The 21,521-nt window shown below is 39.2% G+C and carries 14 protein-coding genes; 10 read left to right on the top strand and 4 right to left on the bottom strand.

Features of this window, described 5'->3' with window-relative positions:
- The first annotated feature begins 14 nt into the window (after positions 1-14).
- A complete protein-coding gene (locus ACQY1Y_RS00235) occupies positions 15-4,409 on the top strand; it encodes an amino acid adenylation domain-containing protein (RefSeq protein ID WP_430013725.1) in 4,395 nt (1,464 codons plus the stop codon).
- Positions 4,406-5,770, top strand: a complete 1,365-nt coding sequence (locus tag ACQY1Y_RS00230; protein WP_430013724.1) for an aspartate aminotransferase family protein — start codon at positions 4,406-4,408, stop codon at positions 5,768-5,770. Before ACQY1Y_RS00235 ends, ACQY1Y_RS00230 begins: the two co-directional genes overlap by 4 nt.
- Positions 5,771-5,851: 81 nt before the next feature.
- Here the strand turns inward: ACQY1Y_RS00230 and ACQY1Y_RS00225 are convergent, their stop codons facing one another.
- The gene (locus ACQY1Y_RS00225) at positions 5,852-6,052 is read right to left on the bottom strand and encodes a hypothetical protein (RefSeq protein ID WP_430013723.1); all 201 of its coding nucleotides are present in this window, start codon (positions 6,050-6,052) and stop codon (positions 5,852-5,854) included.
- A gap of 6 nt (positions 6,053-6,058) precedes the next feature.
- On the opposite strand from ACQY1Y_RS00225, the gene ACQY1Y_RS00220 reads away from it, so the two are divergent.
- The 6 genes from ACQY1Y_RS00220 (at position 6,059) to ACQY1Y_RS00195 (ending at position 15,016) form a co-directional block, all read left to right on the top strand.
- Positions 6,059-7,096: a methyltransferase gene (locus ACQY1Y_RS00220; protein ID WP_272072100.1), complete on the top strand. Its 1,038-nt coding sequence runs from the start codon at positions 6,059-6,061 to the stop codon at positions 7,094-7,096.
- Positions 7,097-7,113: 17 nt separating this feature from the next.
- Entirely contained in the window at positions 7,114-8,316 is a 1,203-nt protein-coding gene (locus ACQY1Y_RS00215) for a thioester reductase domain-containing protein (RefSeq protein WP_430013722.1), read from the top strand.
- 56 nt (positions 8,317-8,372) lie between these two features.
- The gene (locus ACQY1Y_RS00210; protein WP_430013721.1) at positions 8,373-10,385 is read left to right on the top strand and encodes an ABC transporter ATP-binding protein/permease; all 2,013 of its coding nucleotides are present in this window, start codon (positions 8,373-8,375) and stop codon (positions 10,383-10,385) included.
- Positions 10,386-10,711: 326 nt separating this feature from the next.
- Positions 10,712-12,724 (top strand): phospholipase effector Tle1 domain-containing protein, encoded by a 2,013-nt coding sequence (locus ACQY1Y_RS00205; protein ID WP_287636896.1) that lies wholly within the window; start codon positions 10,712-10,714, stop codon positions 12,722-12,724.
- Positions 12,725-12,775: 51 nt separating this feature from the next.
- Complete coding sequence (locus ACQY1Y_RS00200) at positions 12,776-13,243, top strand: hypothetical protein (RefSeq protein WP_002738405.1); 468 nt, start codon at positions 12,776-12,778, stop codon at positions 13,241-13,243.
- A gap of 111 nt (positions 13,244-13,354) precedes the next feature.
- Positions 13,355-15,016, top strand: a complete 1,662-nt coding sequence (locus ACQY1Y_RS00195) for a GUN4 domain-containing protein (RefSeq protein WP_081330814.1) — start codon at positions 13,355-13,357, stop codon at positions 15,014-15,016.
- Between the two features lie 137 nt (positions 15,017-15,153).
- Here ACQY1Y_RS00195 and gnd read toward each other — a convergent pair whose 3' ends face one another.
- Positions 15,154-16,581, bottom strand: coding sequence for a decarboxylating NADP(+)-dependent phosphogluconate dehydrogenase (gene gnd, locus ACQY1Y_RS00190; RefSeq protein ID WP_002750762.1), 1,428 nt, complete (start codon positions 16,579-16,581; stop codon positions 15,154-15,156).
- 392 nt (positions 16,582-16,973) lie between these two features.
- Here gnd and ACQY1Y_RS00185 point away from each other — a divergent pair, with 392 nt between their 5' ends.
- Together ACQY1Y_RS00185 and ACQY1Y_RS00180 are read left to right on the top strand one after the other, a co-directional pair.
- Positions 16,974-17,756, top strand: coding sequence for an MBL fold metallo-hydrolase (locus ACQY1Y_RS00185; protein WP_149107438.1), 783 nt, complete (start codon positions 16,974-16,976; stop codon positions 17,754-17,756).
- Between the two features lie 229 nt (positions 17,757-17,985).
- Entirely contained in the window at positions 17,986-18,939 is a 954-nt protein-coding gene (locus tag ACQY1Y_RS00180; protein WP_193977020.1) for a DNA-methyltransferase, read from the top strand.
- A gap of 119 nt (positions 18,940-19,058) precedes the next feature.
- On the opposite strand, the gene ACQY1Y_RS00175 is transcribed toward ACQY1Y_RS00180, so the two are convergent.
- Both ACQY1Y_RS00175 and ACQY1Y_RS00170 read right to left on the bottom strand, forming a co-directional pair.
- Positions 19,059-20,129, bottom strand: coding sequence for a glycosyltransferase family 4 protein (locus ACQY1Y_RS00175; protein WP_430013720.1), 1,071 nt, complete (start codon positions 20,127-20,129; stop codon positions 19,059-19,061).
- A 183-nt stretch (positions 20,130-20,312) separates the two neighbouring features.
- Complete coding sequence (locus ACQY1Y_RS00170; protein WP_430013719.1) at positions 20,313-21,443, bottom strand: glycosyltransferase family 4 protein; 1,131 nt, start codon at positions 21,441-21,443, stop codon at positions 20,313-20,315.
- Between the last annotated feature and the right edge of the window lie 78 nt (positions 21,444-21,521).

Raw genomic sequence — 21,521 nt, 5'->3', positions numbered from 1 at the left:
TCACTTTAGTTCCTATGACTCAATCTATTCATCAATTATTTGAACAGCAGGTACAACGCACCCCTGAAGCTATGGCACTGATTGGGGAAAACCGGCAAATTAGCTATGAAAGCTTAAATCAAAAAGCCAATCAACTAGCCCATTATTTACAAAAATGTGGGCTAAAACCGGAAAGTCTCGTCGGTTTATCTGTGGAACGTTCCCCGGAAATGGTGATGGCCCTTTTGGCTATTCTAAAAGCCGGATGTGCCTATGTTCCCCTCGACCCCGACTATCCCCCGCAGCGCTTGGATTATATGATACAAGATGCTCAATTATCTCTCATAATCACCAACAGTTATTTAATCGGTAAATTCGGGGACAATCAGAGAGTTAAAATTCTGAAATTGGATGAAGATTGGGGGCTAATTGCCCTAGAAAAGCCAGAAAATCTCGATATTGAAGTTAACCCCGAAAACCTCGCTTATATTATCTATACATCAGGTTCCACCGGAAAACCCAAGGGCGTGATGATTGAACATCGCTCTGTGGTTAATTTTATTGAAGTGGTTAAGACTACTGCTAATCTCAGTCAAAGCGATCGAATTTTACAATTTGCCTCGATTAGTTTTGATGTTGCCGTCGAGGAAATTTATCCTTGCTTAACTGTTGGTGGCACAGTGTTTTTGCGAACTGAGGCGATGTTAAGCTCATTTTCTAGCTTTATCCAAAAGTGTCGAGAATGGCAACTGACAATCTTAGATTTACCCACAGCTTTTTGGCAGGCTTTAATTACCGAATTAGCACGAACTAAGGAACCCTTCCCCGAATCGGTGCGATCATTATTTGTGGGCGGAGAAAGTTTATTACCCGAAAAACTCAAACTATGGCAGCAATATGTAGAAGAAATGTTACAAACTGGGAAACTTCGCCGAGTACCCCAATTAATTAACGCTTATGGACCGACAGAAACCACTGTCGAAGCAACCTATTGTGATTTATCTAATTATAAATTAACAGAAAACTGCACCTCTGTCCCTATTGGTCGTCCCATCAATCAGACACAAATCTATATTCTTGATCAGAATTTACAGCCTGTCCCCCAAGGAACTCAAGGGGAATTATATATTGGCGGTATTAGTTTAGCGAGAGGTTATCTCAATCAGCTAGAATTAACCCAAGAAAACTTTATCAATAACCCTTTCAATCCCTCCGAACGGCTTTATAAAACTGGAGATTTGGGTCGCTATTTGGCTGATGGTGACATTGAATACTTAGGACGCATTGACAATCAAATTAAGATTCGAGGTTTTCGGGTAGAACTAGGAGAAATTGAGAATGTATTGATTCAACACTCGGCGATTGATTCGGCGGCGGTTATCCTCAGCCAAGATCAATTAGGGGATAAACAGTTAATCGCTTATGTTGTTCCTCATCTAACTTCTGAGGATCCCTTAGAACAGGAAAAAACTCAACAAGAATACCTAGCTCTTTGGAAAACTGTTAATCAGCAAACCGATGGTAAAACACCTATTCAAAGTGATCTTACTTTTAATATTATTGGTTGGGATAGTAGTTATGACGGACAGCCAATTCCCGAAGAAGAAATGCACGAATGGGTTGATAAAACTGTTGAGCGCATTCAAGAATTACACCCAGAAAAAGTTTTAGAAGTTGGCTGCGGTACGGGATTATTATTAACTCGAGTTGCCCCCGATTGTTGCGAGTATGTAGGTCTTGATTTTTCTTGTCCTGCTTTAGATCATATTCGGAAAATTCAGCGGACAATAGGCGGTTTAGATCATGTAACTTTGTGGGAACGAAGCGCCGATGATTTAGCGGGGTTGGAGTCAGAAAGTTTTGATACTATTATCATCAACTCTGTGCTGCAATATTTCCCCAGTACCGCCTACCTATTGCAAGTTTTAGAAGGGTTAATTAAACGGGTTAAAAAAGGAGGTCATATTCTTGTTGGAGATATTCGTAATTTAGCCCTTTTGCCAACCTATTGTACTTCGGTAGAAGCTTATCGAGCTAATGATCATGTTCTTGCCTGCCAATTGCGAGAAAGAATTACCCGCAAACACCAAGCAGAAGAAGAGTTGTTATTACATCCCTTTTTCTTCCTAGCACTTCAACAACAATTTCCTGAAATTACTCATGTGCAAATAAAACCCAAAACTGGGGTTTATGATAATGAATTAACTCGCTTTCGTTACGAGGCGATTTTATCTATCAATAGTTCCGTTGAACCGTTGACAGAGATTGATTGGTTAGACTGGCAAAAAGAACAACTGAACTTAGCCGAAGTTAAACGCATTTTAACTGAAGATAAACCGAGAAATTTAGGTATTTCTCGTATTCCTAATGCTCGTTTGAGTAAGGAAGTTAAGGTTCAACAATGGTTAGAAGAAGCTGATCAAAGCGACTCACTTAAGCAACTAAACCAGTGGCTAGGTCAGCAGCCGAAGCATGGGGTAGAAATTGATCGGATAATGGCTCTTGTGGAGGACTTACCTTATCACCTAGAGATTAGCTGGATTAACACCGATGCCAGAGGATATTATGATCTAGTTTTTAGCCATAAATCCGCACCATTCCAACCAGCAATTTTTCCCATTAGTTCTCCTATTGAAGATATATTTACCTATGCCAATAATCCAATCGAGATTAAATTTAAGCAGCAATTAATATTAGAACTCGGTCAATTTCTTAAAAGCAAATTGCCAGAATATATGAGGCCAAATGCCATCAGTATTTTAGACAAATTGCCCCTTACGCCTAATGATAAAATAGACCGTCTAGCCTTGTCAAAACTGGCAAAACCGAGTTATATATTAACCAGTAATAAAGCTAATTTTGTAGCTCCTCGTAATCGAGAAGAAGAAATATTAGCGAACTTGTGGTCTGAAGTTCTGCAACTAGAGGCAATCGGTATTAATGATAACTTCTTTGAGTTAGGCGGCAATTCTCTCAAGGTCATTATTTTATTGAATAGAATCCAAGAAAGGTTGAATAAAAACTTGCAGATGCTTGACCTATTTCAGTCACCCACCATTGCTGAATTAGTAACTTGTCTGTCAGAAAAATCATCAACATTTAACAGAATTGAAGCAACAAATCTCCAACCTGCCGACGAAATTCGTTATTATCCGCCCTCTTTTGCTCAAGAGCGATTTTGGGATTATCGTCATTTAGGTAGCTTTTATTATCTACCTAACTACTTCCATCTGGAAGGAAAGCTTAATATAGCTATTTTGGAAAAAAGTCTTAATGAGATTATTCGTCGCCATGAAATTCTAAGAACAAAATTAGAAAAAATCAATGGTTCTTTAAGGCAGGTTGTCTATCCCAATACAAAGATAGCTCTTGAAATTATTGATCTGCGAAACCGCTCAGAAGTAGAACAACAGCAAGAAATAGAAAGAATAACCGCAGAAAAAATCAAAAAACAAGTTTTTCTGGACAAAGATCCTTGGTTGTTCGTTAATCTACTACAATTGTCAGAAACATCTCATATTTTGCTGATCGGTTTACACATGATGCTGGCCAATGAACAATCTTCGGAAATATTAATGCCAGAATTGAGCCTTCTCTACGATACTTTCCTCTCTGATAACCCTTCTCCTTTGCCCGAATTACCCCTACAGTATGGCGATTATGTGATTGCCGAACGTCAATCTCTTACAGAAGAAGGACTAAAAATAAGGCGCGACTATTGGCAACAGTGGTTAAGTCAAGAACCCCAGCCTTTAAATCTTCCCACTGACAGACCGCTACCAGAGGTGCAAAGCTTCCAGGCAGTCACCCTAGAAACAGAGATTTCTCCTGAACTGACTACTCAGTTAGAAATTTTGAGTCAGAAACAAAAAGTGACTTTTTTTACCACCATCGCCACTACCTTTGGACTTTTACTCCATCAGTACGCTCCGAAGGAAAGTCTCGTTATCGGCGTTCCAGCGATTGATAGCAATCAGCAGCAATTTGCATCTGTAATGGGAGATTTTGGTAAGCACTTGCTTTTAAGACTTGATTTTGGCGAAAATGACCACTTTTTCCAGCTATTAAAACGGGTTCAACAGGAGATGCTTGCTGTCATCACTCACCAAGATGTCCCTTTTGAGCAAATCGCCAAAACCTTTGACCCGCCGATAGAGCGAAATAAACGCTTTTTTAGAGTGTATTTAGACTTTTTGCAAAAAGCTCCCACAGAGCATTTAGAATTATCGGGTTTGAATGTCACCCCCATACCGCTTAAATTATCAATGGCAAGAGTAGATTTAGGAGTATTGTTCTGGAAAAAAAATACCCCTTCCGGAACTGTTATTAAGCTATGGTGGAAGTATAAAAAAGATTTGTTTGAAGCGGATACCATCGCTAGGATAGCGTCAAATTTTGAAAATTTATTAGAGGTAATCGTCAATCAATGAAACCCGAGCAATCCCACGTTTTCAATACAACTCGTTGGCATAATACCTGTTTAATGGCAGAATCGGGAAAAGGTATTTATGTTTATGATTCAGAGGGAAAAACCTATCTAGATGCCATCGGGGGGACTCATGTTATTTCCATCGGTCATGGTGTCACAGAAGTGGCCGATGCCATGGCAGAACAAGCTCGTCAACTGTGTTTTATTCATAAGGCTCAATTTACCAGTGAACCCCAAGAAAAGTTAGCTAATGTGGTGACAACAATGGCTCCCGAAGGTATGGATAGAGTCGGTTTTGTCACCAGTGGTTCAACAGCTAATGAAATGGCTTTTCAAATAGCTCTTTATTACCATAAACTACGAGGCAAAGCCAGCAAATACAAAATTATTTCTCGTTGGCATAGCTATCACGGACATACAATTGCCACTCTCGCCATGACTGGTAGTAGGTTTGTGCGAGAAAGTTTATCACCCTTTGACCTCTTAAATTTTCCCCATATTCAAGCACCTCACTGTTATCAATGTCCCTATAAACTTACCTATCCCAGTTGTGAATTAACTTGTGCTAATGAACTAGCAAGAATAATCGAACAAGAAGGAGCAGATACCATAGCAGCTTTCGTGGCTGAACCGATTATTGGCGGTGCCGGGAGTGCCATTGTTCCGCCTCCTGGCTATTATGAAAAAGTGCGAGAAATTTGTGATTTCTATGATATTCTTTGGATTTCTGAGGAAGTTATCACAGGTTTTGGTCGAACGGGTAAAAACTTTGGGGTTGACCATTGGGCGGCAATTCCCGATATAATTACAGCCACGAAAGCCTTAAGCAGCGGGTACGCTCCCATTGGTGCAGTTATTGTTCATCAACGGGTTCGGGAAGTATTTGACAATGCAACTAAAAATATACCCCTGTCATTGTTTACCTATGCCGGTCATCCTATTAGTTGCGCTGCGGCTTTAGCTGTGCAGAACTATATGGCTAAACATAATTTAATAGAACGATGTGCAGTGATGGGTAAATACCTCAAACATCAATTAGAAAAACTGGCTGAACGGGAGCCAATCATAGGCGATGTTCGGGGGGAAGGATTATTAATAGGAATTGAATTTGTTAAAAATCGAGACAATCATCAACCTTTTTCTCGTTCCCTGGGTATTACTGAAAAAATTATGCAAGTAGGCTTAGAAAATGGATTAATCCTCAGAGGGAGGTTTGGTACTGGTGTCGGAGTTGATGGAGACCATATCTTAATTTCGCCACCCTTTATTATCACAGAAAGTCAATGTGATGAATTGGTGGAAAAGTTAGAGTTAACTTTCAAGCAGGTAAAACAGTCTTTAAAATTGGTTGAGGTGTGTTAAAGATGATCGCTCAAAACAGTCTGCTACAAACAGCTAAATCCTATCGGACTCTGGCGGCGGTTACTATTTCCAAAGGCGCGGCTAATTCAGTAAGTCACCCTGACCAAAGAATTGAGCAAAAGGCTCTCGTTTTTGCTGTTTCTGGTCAAACTGAGGGAATAATACAGTCAAGCCTAGAATTGTTGACAAGTAAGGTAAAATCGTTAATAATTTAGCCAAGGATTTATTCTTAGCAAAAAATACCCTTTTTAGGGAATCCGTAAGCTCAATCAAAAAGGTCATTAAATTATGTTTAATCTTCCTGGGGAAAACCCAAATCAAATATCTCCCAGAGACACCGTTTTACTGATGATTAGGGGGTTTCAGATCAGTCAATGTATTTATGCTGCTGTAAAATTAGGAATTCTTAATCTGTTAGGAGATGGCTCAAAACACTATCAAGAATTAGCGACGGAAACTAACACTCATGCTGATTCTCTCTATCGTCTTTTACGAACTTTGGTCAGTTTAGAAATTTTGCAAGAAAATCAACCGGATTATTTTCAAAATACTCCCTTAGCGGCTTATCTAAGGGATGATCAAGTGGGAACTTTACGCAACTGGCTAATTACCGAGATAGAAGAAAGTTATGCTTGTTGGGGCAATTTTACCCAAAGTTTAACCACTGGAGAAGGAGCTTTTAAAGCCATGTATGGTCTTGATATTGAGGAGTACCATCGAGAGAATCCTAGCCTCAATAAAGTTTATGATCAATCAATGAATGATATAACCACCTTTCAAATAGCTAAAATATTAGAAGCTTATGACTTTTCCTCCGTAGAAGTATTGGCAGATATTGGTGGCGGTCAGGGAAAACTGATTGCTGCTATCTTAAAACGTTACCCTCAAATAAAAGGGATACTTTTTGAACAGCCATACTCCCTTGAAAAAGCCAAAAATTTATTGAAACAGGAAGGGGTAAGCGAACGCTGTGAGTTGATAAGTGGAGATTTTTTTGAATCGGTTCCCGTCGTAGCGGATGTTTATTTACTCAAGCAAGTTTTGCTCAGTTGGAATGATCGACAAGTGGTTGATATTCTCAAAAACTGTCGCCAGTATATGCCTTCCACATCTCGATTATTAATTTCAGAAAGAATTATCCGCAAAATTTATTGGAGAGACAATTTAGCTGATCTACAGTTATGGATGCTTCATTCAGGAAAAATTCGCTCAGAAAATGAATTAAAAGTCCTATTAACAAGTGCTGGATTTCAAATAGATAGAATTATTGACACTATGCCTGTGCAGAGTTTGATTGAAGCAAGTCCACTCCCTAAATTAAATTAGATATGTCCTAGCAAAGCATGAGCAATCAAGAATGTATTCCAGATTTAAAAACAGAAGCTATTCTTAATCCTGATATCAGTTTTGACAGTCCTCTCAAGGACAATTTTGACGAGCCAAAATCAATTTTTTTAACTGGTGCCACTGGATTTTTAGGGGCTTATTTGCTCAGGGAACTGCTCGATCAAACCACCGCTAATATCTATTGTTTAATTCGTTGTCATACTGTAGAAACTGGTAAACAGCGACTAAAAGAAAACCTCCAATCTTACCAACTTTGGCAGCAACATTTTGATGCTCGTATTATCCCAATGCTTGGCGATTTGGCTCAACCATTGTTAGGTCTTTCTGAGAAAGAGTTTTGTCAATTAGCCAACGAGATTGATGTTATTTATCATAACGGATCACAAAATGACCTGATCCCCCCTTACTATCAAATGAAAGCGGTTAATGTTTTGGGAACTCAAGAAATTCTTAAGTTAGCCGGACTAAGAAAAACTAAACCAGTTCATTTTATCTCGACACTGGCCATTTTTTTTAGTCAGGCTCATAGACAAGATACACCCATTAGAGAGACAGAATTTCCTCGATTTTCTCCCAGTTTAAATACGGGCTATAAACAAAGCAAATGGGTTGCTGAAAAATTAATACACCTAGCTCAAAAAAGAGGTTTGCCCGTCTCTATTTATCGACCCACAAGAATTATGGGTGACAGCAAAACTGGAATTTATAGAAAATCGAATAATTTCTTTTTTCGGTTTATTCAAATATGTATTAAATTAGAAAAATTTCCCACTTTTGATGTGGATATCAATATTATTCCCATTGACTATGCCAGTAAAGCTATTGTTTATCTCTCAAGGCAAAAGCAACTTTTAGGAAAAACCTTTCATTTAGTTAATCCTGAATTAATTCCATGGCAGAGATTTTTTGAATTAATTAATGCCTGTGGTTATGCCACTGAAGCGGTATCCGATAAAAATTGGTTAGTAATGGTTGAAAATTACCTTTTTGAGCAGGGAGGAGAAAAAGCCGTTAGTTCTTGGTTCCCAATTATTTTAAAATCAGCTAAAATGATTAGTCAGACAAAGCCTTGCTTCGATGCTTGTCAAACTATCGAGGGATTAGCCCATAGCTCCATCGTTTGTCATCCTCTCGATTTATCCCTGATCTCTACTTATTTACTTGCTTGGAAAAAATATGAGACAAAAATGTTAAACTAGCAAAGGCTCAACTGCTGCCCGACTACCAATAGCGTCAACCCCTTTTTTTTGGAAATATGTCAACCCAAGTTGCTGAAAATAAAAATGCACTTGCTTCTTTTAACCAATTTTTGAAAGATGTCAAGGCGATCACTCAACCTTACTGGTATCCCACCGAACCAGGAGCAAGAAGCTTTCCCGAGGTAATTCGTGGCTGGGGAATGCTATTTTTGCTAATTTTTCTAATCCTCGGTCTAGTAGTCGTAACGCTTTTTAATAGTTTTGCTATTCGTCGCTTGATTGACGCAATTGTACAACAGGGAGACTATGCCAGATTTAATCAGGAATTGATCGCCTATGTGATTGGACTGATCTTGGTGACACTGCTAGTCGGTTACAGTAAAAATATTTCCAAAAAAATTGCTTTGGATTGGTATGAATGGCTAAATGGTCAGGTTTTAACTAAATATTTCCATAAGCGTGCCTATTATAAAATTAATTTCAAATCTGATATTGATAATCCCGATCAACGCATTGCTCAAGAAATTGAACCGATCACCAGTAATGCTCTTAGCTTTTTCTCATCTTTCCTAGAAAAAAGCCTGAAGATGCTTGTCTTTTTAGTGGTGATTTGGACGATTTCTGAGCGGATTGCTATTCCGCTACTTATTTATACAGTCATCGGTAATTTTATCGCCCTTTATTTAAATCAAGAATTAATCAAGATCAATGAAAAGCAATTAGCTTCAAAAGCTGATTATAATTATGCGTTAACTCACGTTCGCAATCATGCTGAATCTATCGCTTTTTTTCGGGGAGAGAAAGAAGAATTAAATATCATTCAGCGAAGATTTAAAAAGGTATTAGAAGATACTCTCGATAAAATTGATTGGGAAAGAGGGAACGAACTGTTTGCTAGGGGCTATCAAGCTGCTATTCAAGTATTTCCCTTCTTAATTCTGGGACCTTTGTATATTAGAGGTGAGATCGATTATGGACAGGTGGAACAAGCTTCCACAGCCTGTTATATATTCGCTACTTCTTTGGGCGACCTGATCACTGAATTTGGCATTTCGGGACGATTTTCTAGTTATGTTGAACGTTTAAATGAATTTGCGACTGCCCTAGAAACCGTCACTCAACAACCGGAGAATATCAGCACGATCAAAACTATAGAAGAAAATCATTTTGCCTTTGAGAAAGTTACTTTACAAACTCCCGACTATGAGCAGGTAATTGTCGAAGATCTATCTCTTTCTGTTCAACCCGGTGAAGGATTACTGATTGTTGGCCCTAGTGGCCGCGGCAAAAGTTCCCTCCTACGAGCGATCGCGGGTTTATGGAATTCCGGTACCGGACGTTTAATACGGCCACCCCTTGAAGAAATTCTCTTTTTACCCCAACGTCCCTACATTATCTTAGGAACCTTACGCGAACAACTGCTCTATCCTCAGACTGATCGTCAGATAACTAATAGCGAAATTCAAGTAGTATTACAACAAGTCAATTTACAAAACGCCCTAAGTCGGGTGGATGAATTTGACTCTGAAAAACCCTGGGAAAACATTCTCTCCCTAGGAGAACAACAACGTCTAGCCTTTGCTCGGCTCTTAGTTAATCCCCCCAGTTTTATCATTTTAGATGAAGCAACCAGCGCCCTAGATTTAGTCAACGAAAGGATTCTATATGAGCAATTAAAAGCTCGTAAAACAACTTTTATTAGTGTCGGTCATCGAGAAAGTCTCTTTAATTACCATCAATGGGTTCTAGAACTCTCGGCCGACTCTAGTTGGGAACTCTTGACTGTTGAAAATTATCGCCTTAAGAAAGCGCAAGAAATGTTTACTAAGACCCCTAATGGCAATTCTGTAAAACCCGATATTACCATTAATCATGAGTCAGAATCCCCAGAAACACATCAGTCTCTTGAGGGACTTTCTCATCAAGAGATAAAACTATTAACCGACTTATCGATCTCTAGTGTTCGTAGTAAAGCTAGTCGCGGAAATTTGATCGTAGCCAACGATGGTTTTACCTATCGTTATGACAAAAATCCTCAAATCTTAAAGTGGCTTAAAATCTCACCTTAAGCTCTCTGGCTGGAAAAGATTGATATAATCAGGCCAATAGCCGGACCTCGAATCGACCCCAGAACCTGGACAAACCCGCCGGCTGTCTAACGATGCCAGCAATTTAACTGCCAGTTTCTACCAACAACAATTGACCGAGAATATGGGATGAGAGGCTATTGAAGCTAAATTTTGTGAAAACTTCTCACTTATATCGCTAGATAACTAAAATGTGGTAAACTAGGTGGTAACGTTCACAAAGACCGCGACAGATATGACAGTCTCTTATTAGTCAGAGTCCCTGAACCCCTGATTACCTCTTTCTCCCCTAGGTGATTACAAAACCAATGGCTGAACAACGCTCTGTACTAAAATTTAATGGCATTGATGATCAGATGGAGCTATCCCGGGGATTTCTTGACATCGATCAGAGTATTACCATTACATTTTGGGCAAAAGGAGAAAATAATTTATCCACAGAAACCACTCTTTTAGAAGCTGTTAATCGCGAGAATAACCGCGTCCTACATATTACTTTGCCCTGGGGCGATCCTGTGAAACCTGCAATTTTTTGGGATGCGGGAAATGAAGAAGGTTTCGATCGAATTGAAAAAAAAGTCAAGCTTAAGGATTATAGTGATTGGACTCATTGGGCCTTTGTCAAAAATGCGACCACAGGCCGAATGTTGATCTATCGTAATGGGATCATTTGGCATCGTGGCAACGGTCATAACCGTGCCTTAACGGGGATTGAAAAAATCATCTTGGGAGCCTCTGTTAATCTCTCCCATTATTGGCAAGGTTGTCTCGCCGAATTTTCTGTTTGGAATCAAGCGCGTAGCCAAGAAGAAATCCAAAAAACGATGTATCAATCTCCCTTAGTTGATGACCTTGGCCTAGTCACTTATTTATCACTCAATGGCAATGCAGAGGATCAAACAAGTTATAGCAATCATGGTATTCTTTATGGGACAACCTGGCAACTAGATAGTCTTCCCTCTAAACCGACCTCGATCCCTAAGTCAAAAACTCAGACTAGCAGTAAAGCTAGAAGGAGTGCGAAAAGGATAACAATGGTCAACGAAATTTTTAACTCCCTTGAAGAAGAAGAAGTGGTTGAACAGGATGCTCCAGCAGAAAATCAAGAACCTTCCCGGGAAGATAATTCAGAATCAATTATAATTGCCGCAGAAGCTGCTCTTGCCAGTAATGAAATTGAGGAGATTACTAAAACGGCAATTTCTCAACCGGATATACTGACTTATTCAAACCAGAAAAAACGGTTAATTATTTGTTGTGATGGTTCTTGGGAAAACTCTGGCAGTGCTTACCCCACCAACGTGGTTAAATTCGCCGAATCTATTAAGTATATTGCCGAGGATCAAACCCCTCAAATCGTCTTTTTGTCAGGTTCTGGCAGCGCCGAAGATAACGAATTTATTAAAAGTTTAGGGAATGAAACTTTTGGCTGGGGACTCGATCGGATGATTCAAGATGCCTATCGTTTTCTTGTCCTTAACTACAATCCCAAAAGCGAGGATGAAATTTATTTGTTAGGTTTTAGTCGCGGAGCATATATCGTTCGTTGTTTGGCTAGTTTTATCGATAAATGTGGAATCCTAAAACGATCTAAGATTAAAGAAATTCCCCTAGCTTATCAACTCTATCGAGACCACAACGTTAGTTTCGATAGTGCCAAAGCTCAACAATTTCGTGCCGCTAATGCTAAAAAAATTGAGACAGAAAAGGAAGATTTTCAAGATCGTATTCCAATCAAGATGTTAGGTTGTTGGGATACAGTTGGTCATTTTGGTATTCCTGATTTAACTCCTTGGTTTCCCCTAGCTAAGTTTTATCATAAAAAATATGAATTTAGTAACACAAAATTAAGTCCGATTATCCAAAATGCTTTTCATGCTGTTGCCATTGATGAAAAACGGAAAAACTTCCCTTCCACTCCGATCAAAGCCAACCCCGAAAATCCTGAACAAGTTGTCAAAGAAGTTTTATTTGTCGGTGAACATACCTGTCTAGGTGGTGGCAAAAAAGAATATCAAGGACTTTCCGACTACCCCTTACAATGGATGATTAATCAAGCCAAAAAATTGGGATTAGAGTTTGACTCAACCACCTCTGAATTTGAGGAATTCCCAATTAAACTAGACCCCACCATCAAGTTCGATAATACCCTTAAGGGATTGTCGGCCTTGGGAGGTGAGCAATGGCGATATTTCAATACAAAAGTTGTCACTGTTCATCACAGTGTGGTAAAACGATTAAAGGCTTTTTCCGATTATCGTCCCAAAAGTCTTGAACCTTTTCTTCAAGCTTTACTTGACGGCGATCAACAGATAGATTAACCTTGCTTTAGAATTAAACTAATCCTTCGCTAGAAATTTGAGGTGATTTTTATGGAACTCGATAACATTATCAAAAAAGTGGCAGGTGCTTATTTAGCTTCGGCTGTTATTGCTGTCATCGTGCTAATTCTAACCCTCGGACAACCCTTTGTAGTTTTTATGGGTATTGGAGCGATGGGGTTGGTTACTGTCCTAGGAGATGCGATCGCTCAGTACGGAATTGAAGCGGTTCTGAATGCTTTTTACACTGAGCGAAGTAAAAAAGAATCCCTGGAAACACTTTTGGCTGAAATTGATGCTTTACCTCTGACTGATGACCTGAAATTAAAAACCAAAAAACACTTGACTGACCATCAAGAACAGACAGTAAAGCAGCAAGAAACGGTAACTGAGCCAACTCCTGAAAGTCCTCAAACAGTTGTTATTGAAAAGGAACCAGTTATTGAAAATGAACCAGTTGTTGAAAATGAACCAGTTGTTGAAAATGAACCAGTTGTTGTTGAAGTTGAGAATGTTTAATTAGGTATTGCTCCCTCTTGTAATAGCTGGGAGCAGCGGATGATTATTGCTAAGTACTGAGGAATTTTTTGGTCTAAGATAGCTATGCTAAATAGGAACTCTCCACATCTGATGACCTATAAAAAAATTGCCATTTATGAGCAAAGCTATCAAATTCCTGTTTTTAAAAATAGATACTTAAAGAATTTTCAGAAAATCATCAAGGAACGTCGGAAATTAATTCAAGAAGGAGTTCGCTACCATTACTATTTTGGTAAGATTATTAAACGAAAAGAAAAAATTACTCAACAAGAAATCTTGATTGAGACTCAGTTATTAATTAAAGACTATAATTTATTAATTAACGGGCTAGAAATCTATCAAGACGGATATTATCGTTTTTTACTCCAACTCAGTGACAATCTCAAAATTTTATTTTCCCAAAAATATCAAGAATTAAAAATCTTAGACTACGAGAGAATAAAGTTAGAGATTAAAAATAATAATAATCAAAATATTCTCAATCAACTCAAGCTAGAAAAACAGGAAAATTTTCGGGCAATTTTGCTACTGGGAAAAACATCTTTTTTGATGTTGAGAAAAACTAAATTACTAGGGGAAGGAGTTCAGAAATTAGCCGAGGATACTCAAAAGCAGAAAAAAATTGTGCAAGCAATTATTCAAGAACTCAAAATTTATGAGGAATTAAATCATTATCAACTCAAATCTCAACGAGTTCGCCAAGAAATTGCTGATCTTGCCCAAAATGCGATTAATTTTGAAAACTACCTACAGGACTATTTTGCTCCTTTTCAATTATTAATAGAAGAAGTCATTAAGGTGGACGAAGAATTTTATGCAACGGTTGGAGAAATTAAGTATTTGGTAGACAATATTTTTCAACCTCAGCCTGATCTCTTAGAAACGTCAGATTCCAGCATAAGTTCTGAGTTTTTGCTAAATTTTCTAGCGACTGGTTACGAGAAAGAAGCAAGGTTAAAAGAGGCTTTTTCCTCTGATCAATTTAATGATTACTTATTCAATGAAAGTGAATGGTCAGCACAATTCATTTCCCTAGAAAAAACCATCAATAAATTATCTGATCATTTAGCAGAACAAGAGGCTTGTCAAAAAGACGCTATCCCAAAAACTCCCCTAGCAATAGTTGTCTCTCAATTCACTCAAAACAATCTTGACAAATCTTCTAGTTCTAAAAATCCCCCGACTTCCCCAAATATCTTAACTCAAGAATCGGCCGATCTTGATTATAATCAATTACAAGATTTGCTAATAAAGCAACAGTGGCAAGCGGCTGATCGCCAAACAACCAAACTACTATTAAAAATTTTGGGTAGAACCTACTGGAATGAGGTTTATCCTCAAGATATTGCTCAATTACCTTGTTCGGAACTGAAAAAAATTGATCAACTTTGGCTGCATTATAGTAATGGTCATTTCGGGTTTAGTATTCAGCAGGCCATTTTCTCTAGTCTCGGTGGTTTAGTGGATTATGAAACCCAAAAGAAACTTGGCGATCGCCTAGGTTGGCGGAAGGAAGGTAAATGGCTCAATTATGAGCAACTAAACTTTCAATTAGAGCCGAATTCTCCCCTCGGTCATTTACCGGTTCATTGGTTGATTTTTGAGGAAAATCTTGGTGATCCATCTGCCGAGGTTTCTGATCATCAAAACTCCGTGGCTTTCTGGAGAGTTGGCAATTGGTTATTGTGGCAACTTCACCTCGTTTTCAGCAAAATTCAAGCCTGTGGAATTATTCCTCTGTCTGACTTTTAAAGCCATTATCCCATTAAAAACTGATTTGGTATCCCTACCAATTTCTTGACCGATAGTTAACTCTTAATCAGAAAAATATCGCAAAAAAATCTCCCCTTTTTACTGGAAATAAAAAGGGGAGAAAATATTAGATAGCTTTAGGATTCAGTCATCCATTCCGTATGGAAAAACTCACCTCTGGGTTTATCGGTACGTTCATAGGTATGAGCGCCAAAATAATCCCGTTGTGCTTGGGTGAGATTTTGCGGTAAATTGGCCCGACGATAACTATCAAAATAGTCCAAAGAAGAACTAAAAGCCGGGACAGGAATTCCCAACTTATTAGCCAAGACTAACACCTCACGCCAGGCCTCTTGGCGATCGAGGATACTTTGCTTAAATTCCGGTGCTAACAACAAATTCGGCAGGCCCGGATTTTCCGCAAAAGCTTTGCGAATTTTATCCAAGAAACCGGCCCGAATAATACAGCCGCCCTTCCAGATGCGGGCCGATTCCGGCAGACTGATATTATAGTTAAACTCCTGAGAAGCTTTAGCGATTAAAGCCATACCTTGGGCATAGGAACACATTTTCGAGCAGTAAAGAGCATCACGCACCTTATCCACAAATAGTGCCGCGTCCCCCGGATAGGTTTCCCCAGGTCCGGGTAACTCTTTTGAGGCTGCCACCCGTTCATCCTTATAAGCGGACATCACGCGAGCATTAACCGCAGCATAAATGGTCGGAATTGGCACCCCCAACTCCAAGGAACTTAACACGGTCCAGCGTCCTGTTCCCTTTTGTCCCGCCGAATCCAAGATTAAATCTACTAGATGATGACCGGTTTCTGGGTCAACACACTTAAAGATATCGGCGGTAATTTCAATTAAATAAGAATTAAGCTCATCGGTGCGGTTCCACTCGGCGAAAGTTTCCTGTAACTGCTGATTGCTTAGTCCTAGACCATTTTTCAGCACATCGTAGGCTTCGGCAATTAACTGCATATCGCCGTACTCGATGCCATTGTGAACCATTTTCACATAATGGCCCGCACCCCCGGACCCCACATAGGTGACACAGGGACCATCATCGACTTGGGCGGCAATTTTGGTTAAAATCGGCTCTAATTCTCGATAGGCGAACTCTGTACCCCCCGGCATCAGGGAAGGACCGTGCAGAGCGCCTTCTTCGCCACCACTGACTCCCATACCGACAAAACCGAGTTTAGTGGTTGATTCTAGGTCGCGGGTGCGTCTTTCCGTGTCCTCGTAGAGGGAGTTACCGCCATCGATAATCATATCCCCTTCTTCGAGAAGGGGTTTTAATTGTTCGATCACGGCATCCACCGGCGGGCCAGCTTTGACCATGACCAGAATTTTGCGGGGACGCTCTAAAATTTGGACGAATTCTTCTAAACTATAGGCCGCCTTGACATCTTTGCCGACGGCGCGAGTTTCCATAAATTCTTTAGTTTTGCTGGCGGTGCGATTGTAAACAGCGATAGGAAAACCCCGACTCTCCACATTGAGAGCGAGATTTTCTCCCATGACAGCTAGTCCGATAACACCGAAGGTACGTTTAGTCATAGAAATTCAGTCTCGGCTGATGCGTTCTTCTTCCCCTTTTAGCGCCTACTTTCCCTAGGATAGCTAAACTTTCCCTATTTCTTAAGCCTTGACTAATCAGTGATCAGTGATCAGTAATCAGTAATCAGTGATCAGATTTGGGTTTTCAGTGACCGGCATTGAGTGAGGAGTGTGACAGCGTTTCTCCTCAAGATGAAGTGTAACCTAATTTGGTATCACCCCCTGACGACTGGCTACTGTTGCCTGTTCCCTAAAACCAGAGACTTCCTACCTCACCATTAAGATAACTGCTATAAATGGCATTCACTGATGACTGAAAAACCCCCAAGCGCAGAAAAGTTAATGCTAATGTTAAATTAAATTAAGAAAATCCCCATTATTCCTCGGCTTATATGCAGTTAACTTGGCTTGATAGTAATTCTTGGTTAATCGAAATCGGGGGAAAACGCCTGCTTCTCGATCCTTGGTTGGTAGGTTCCCTGACTTTTGGTAATTTAACTTGGCTATTTGAGGGCAAAAAAACCGCTAATCATGCCATTCCCGAAAATATCGATCTGATTCTTCTCTCCCAAGGTTTGGAAGATCACGCTCATCCTCCCACTTTACAGGTACTCGATCGCCAAATTCCCGTGGTGGCCTCTCCCAATGCCGAAAAAGTGGTTCGAGCACTCAATTATACCCATCGCATTTCTTTAACCCACGGCTCTAGTTATATCTTTGACAATGCGATCGAAATTACTGCTGTCCCCGGTTCTCCAATCGGGCCGACTCTGGTGGAAAATGGTTATGTTATCAAGGAATTAGCGACAAATCAGAGTATCTACTACGAACCCCACGGTTATCATTCTCCTAGCCTCGATTCTCTCGGTAAAATCTCCGTGATTATTACCCCTTTGATTGACTTAAAAATACCTTTCCTCGGACCGGTAATCAAAGGACAAGAAAGCGCCTTGGCAGTCTGTCAACGCTTGCAGCCTCAATATATTATTTCTACGGCTGCCGGTGGTGATATCGAGTTTAAAGGATTATTAATGGCGGTGTTAAGTGCTGGGGGTAGTCCCGAATCTTTTCAAGAATTATTAACATCCCATGACTTGCCGACAAAGGTAATTGATCCTCGTCCTTGGCAACCTTTTACAGTGGAATTGGGCGAGTGCGTTCCTGGTTTGAGCTAATCTAAGTTAAGGGAAGAATAGAAAAAAGTCAAAACTTTCTTCCCGATTTTTATCTAAAAAAGTAGAATTTTTGTTATATCTTTGCTGGCTACAGATAACATTAATTGTTTTAAAAAACTGGCTCTCTTGAATATTGGATGTAAAATGGGTAAAACCCCACACCCTGCCCCCAGGAAAAACTTTTTCAGCAAACCCTAATTAAAAGTGGCTCTTCTCTGCTAAATTGTCTATGAATCAGTTGCCCTTATTTTCTCAGTCAAAATCAGTGCGAGACTTTTATCAACCTGATGCCGAAATAATTCTTTATCAAGGAGATAGCAATAATTTTATCAAGACTATACCAGATAATTCTGTGAGCTTGATTATTACTTCTCCTCCCTACAATTTAGGAAAAGACTACGAAAAAAAAATCTCTTTGGATACTTATCTGGAAACCCAAACCAAAATTATGCGAGAATTCTCTAGAATCTTGCAAGATAATGGCAGTATTTGCTGGCAGGTGGGAAATTTCGTTCAAGAGGGAGAAGTTTATCCTTTAGATATTTTTTATTATCAGCTATTTAAACAAATGGGTTTCTTTTTAAGAAATAGAATTGTCTGGCATTTTGGCCATGGACTACATACCTCTAAAAGATTTTCTGGCAGGTATGAAACTATTTTATGGTTGACAAAAACCGATAAATATATCTTTAATCTTGATCCGGTGAGAATCCCCGCTAAATACCCTGGTAAGCGCCATTTTAAAGGTAAAAATATCGGTAAACCCTCTGGTAATCCTTTAGGAAAAAATCCCAGCGATGTTTGGGAGTTTTTAGCACAAGAATGGGATGAGTTACTGTGGGATATTCCTAACGTTAAATCTAATCATCCAGAGAAAACTATTCATCCTTGTCAATATCCAATCGAATTAGTAGAAAGATGTGTTTTAGCCTTGACAAATGAGGGGGATTGGGTTTTTGATCCCTTTGCCGGGGTTGGAACTTCTCTGATTGCTAGTATTATGCACAATCGTCGAGTGATGGGGAGTGAAAAAGAAGCAGAATATGTGAAAATTGCCAGGGAAAGAATCGCCGCTTATTTGCAAGGAAATCTCAAAATTCGTCCTTTAGGAAAACCTATTCATCAGCCTACTGGCCAAGAAAAAGTCGCTCAAATTCCCGAAGAATGGCACAATAATATATAGGAAGTAAAACTGAATCTCCCCAAGAAAGTAAAGGTTTTTGCTCTCATATACTTGGGTTTTAATGCTTAGTGCCGTCTAACCCATCCTACAATGATTGATAAGTTTTTTTGTCACCATTTTTAGAGAAAACTTTCCAGAATTGTTGCAGTTTCTTGTCCCGTTTTTTCCCAACTAAAAAGTTCGGCGCGTTGGCGACTCAGGGATTTTAATTTAAGACGTAATTGTTCATCAGTAGCGATTTGCTGCATTGCCTCTCTCATCTCATCAATACTATAGGGATTAATTAAAATTGCCACATCTCCTGTGACTTCCGGGAGAGAGGAAAGATTAGAAGTAATCACAGGAGTTCCACAGGCGATCGCTTCTAGTACAGGTAATCCGAAACCTTCCCAAAGGGAAGGATAAACTAAAGCAGTTGCTTGGTTTAAAAGTTGCGGCAATTCTTCATAGGAAACATAGTTTAAAAATTGCACCCGTTGAGAGATTGATAATGCTTCTACCTGTTGCTGTAGAGCTGGGGTAAAACGGGGGTCAAATTGACCGACAATTAATAATTGATATTCGGGATCGATTTGGGAAAAAGCAGTAATTAAACGAGCGAGATTTTTATGAGGATCATAACGACCAAGATAGAGAAAATAGGGACGAGTCGCCAGATTTAGAGGACGAAAATTATGAGAATCATATCCAGAAAGAATCACGGTTATTTTGTCAAGAGATATGTTAAAAAACTTATTAATATCCGAGGCAGTTGCTTGGGAAACAGCGATAATATGTGTGGCTTTTTTCAGGACTTGAGGTAAATAGTATTTATTATAAAAAGTTAAAGGAGAAAATTTCGGGAACCGCAGGGGAATTAAATCATGAACTGTGACAATATAGCGGCAATTTCGATAAATAGGTGCTTCTGGAATAGGGGTAAATAGCAGAGAGGATTTCAATTGTTGATAGGTTTGATAGAGTTGGGTTTCTGTCCAAATTAAGCGCCTAATATTGCCTTTGGTTCCCTGCTCTTGGGTGAGGTTTGCCGACACAGGATAGGTGTTAAAATCTGGGTAACTATTAGAAGTGATTAGGGTAGGATTTAAGTTAGCTAATTGAGGAATGAGATTTTTAGTATAGGTAGTCAATCCAGTATATTTAGTACCGAGAAAAGCGAGATTGATTAATAATTGATGATTCCTATTCATAGATATTAGCTAGTTAAGCAGGTAGGTGTTAAAAGTTGTCAGACACCACCCTTATCAAGGGAAGATTAAGGGGTGATCAGCACCCCCCTTATCAAGGGGGGATTAAGGGGTGATCAGCACCCCCCTTATCAAGGGGGGATTAAGGGGGGATCCATCTTCAATTTAATTATAACTACTTACTTATTATAAAAGAGAAAGATAAGCTTTTATAGTAGCTTGTGCGGTTTTTTGCCAAGAGAATTTTGCCGCTTGTTTTTTTCCTTTAGTGATTAATTCTTGACGGAGAGAGGTATCACTAATAACTTGATAGATTGCTGTGGCAATTTCTAGGGGATTATCGGGATTAATTAATATTGCCGAGTCTCCGGTGACTTCGGGTAAGGATGCAGTATTAGCAGTTACCACGGGACAACCTAAAGTCATCGCTTCTAAAACTGGTAATCCAAAACCTTCATAAAAGGAAGGATAGATAAAAACATCAGCTTTTTGATAATAATCCGCAACTAAGTCATCAGCAAGATAATCAAGATGTTGAATACTATCTCGAAAGGGAGACTGAGATATTTTATCGAAAATTGGTTGATACTTCCATCCTTTTTTGCCAATCAGAATCAGATTATGGTCTAATTTATACCTGTCCTTAAGATAGTTAAAAGCATCGATAAGATTAATAATATTTTTTCGTGGTTCTAGGGTACTAACAAAGAGTAAATAGGGTTTAGTGATAGTTAGAGATGAGGGAGGATTGGGGAGGGAAGAATAACGACTTGCGAGGGGAGTAACAAAAATTTTCTCTGGGTTCACATCTAAATATTCAATAATATCTCGTTTGGTACTTGCGGAGTTAGCAATAACTAAATCTGTCCATTGTAGAGATTGTTTAATCCGTTGGGTGTAGGTTTTGACAATCCCCGTGACAAACTCAGGATATTTTATAAAAGTAACATCATGAATAGTCATAACTTTGCGACTCTGACGACAAGGATACACCACATGATCCAATCCGTGGAGAATATCGGGAGAATCAAGAAAGTTTTCTAGATAGGGAATTAGAGGATTAGGAAATCTGGTTAAGATATTGCTAAGACTGACGGGAATTGGTAAACATTTAACTTCTGGATAGGATTGCAGTTTTTCGGGGATAGAAAGATTACCCCGCAGCCAGTTTTTTACCGATGGTTGAAAACAGAGGGACAGGGAAAAGTTTTCTTGGTTTTGTAATTTAGCTAATTCGGCAATCAGGTGATAAGCATATAATCCAATTCCACTAGGATTTTGTCTTATCGGTGTACCATCAACTAAAATTTTAAGCATTTGCGGTTAGATGAGATTGACGGGATAGATATTTTTAAAATTACAGATTCAATTGTCAATTTTGCTCGCTTAGGACAA

Source organism: Microcystis ichthyoblabe FBCC-A1114, from assembly GCF_050500245.1.
Classification (GTDB): domain Bacteria; phylum Cyanobacteriota; class Cyanobacteriia; order Cyanobacteriales; family Microcystaceae; genus Microcystis; species Microcystis ichthyoblabe_A.
Note: the sequence above shows the minus strand (reverse complement) of the source record. Positions and strands in the feature narration are given on the sequence as shown.

What these genes read in the sequence shown, in the direction of transcription:
- ACQY1Y_RS00235 (WP_430013725.1), top strand. Translation starts at nt 15, where the DNA reads ATGACTCAATCTATTCATCAATTATTTGAACAGCAGGTACAACGCACC.
- ACQY1Y_RS00230 (WP_430013724.1), top strand. Translation starts at nt 4,406, where the DNA reads ATGAAACCCGAGCAATCCCACGTTTTCAATACAACTCGTTGGCATAAT.
- ACQY1Y_RS00225 (WP_430013723.1), bottom strand. Translation starts at nt 6,052, where the DNA reads ATGACCTTTTTGATTGAGCTTACGGATTCCCTAAAAAGGGTATTTTTT.
- ACQY1Y_RS00220 (WP_272072100.1), top strand. Translation starts at nt 6,059, where the DNA reads ATGTTTAATCTTCCTGGGGAAAACCCAAATCAAATATCTCCCAGAGAC.
- ACQY1Y_RS00215 (WP_430013722.1), top strand. Translation starts at nt 7,114, where the DNA reads ATGAGCAATCAAGAATGTATTCCAGATTTAAAAACAGAAGCTATTCTT.
- ACQY1Y_RS00210 (WP_430013721.1), top strand. Translation starts at nt 8,373, where the DNA reads ATGTCAACCCAAGTTGCTGAAAATAAAAATGCACTTGCTTCTTTTAAC.
- ACQY1Y_RS00205 (WP_287636896.1), top strand. Translation starts at nt 10,712, where the DNA reads ATGGCTGAACAACGCTCTGTACTAAAATTTAATGGCATTGATGATCAG.
- ACQY1Y_RS00200 (WP_002738405.1), top strand. Translation starts at nt 12,776, where the DNA reads ATGGAACTCGATAACATTATCAAAAAAGTGGCAGGTGCTTATTTAGCT.
- ACQY1Y_RS00195 (WP_081330814.1), top strand. Translation starts at nt 13,355, where the DNA reads ATGACCTATAAAAAAATTGCCATTTATGAGCAAAGCTATCAAATTCCT.
- gnd (WP_002750762.1), bottom strand. Translation starts at nt 16,581, where the DNA reads ATGACTAAACGTACCTTCGGTGTTATCGGACTAGCTGTCATGGGAGAA.
- ACQY1Y_RS00185 (WP_149107438.1), top strand. Translation starts at nt 16,974, where the DNA reads ATGCAGTTAACTTGGCTTGATAGTAATTCTTGGTTAATCGAAATCGGG.
- ACQY1Y_RS00180 (WP_193977020.1), top strand. Translation starts at nt 17,986, where the DNA reads ATGAATCAGTTGCCCTTATTTTCTCAGTCAAAATCAGTGCGAGACTTT.
- ACQY1Y_RS00175 (WP_430013720.1), bottom strand. Translation starts at nt 20,129, where the DNA reads ATGAATAGGAATCATCAATTATTAATCAATCTCGCTTTTCTCGGTACT.
- ACQY1Y_RS00170 (WP_430013719.1), bottom strand. Translation starts at nt 21,443, where the DNA reads ATGCTTAAAATTTTAGTTGATGGTACACCGATAAGACAAAATCCTAGT.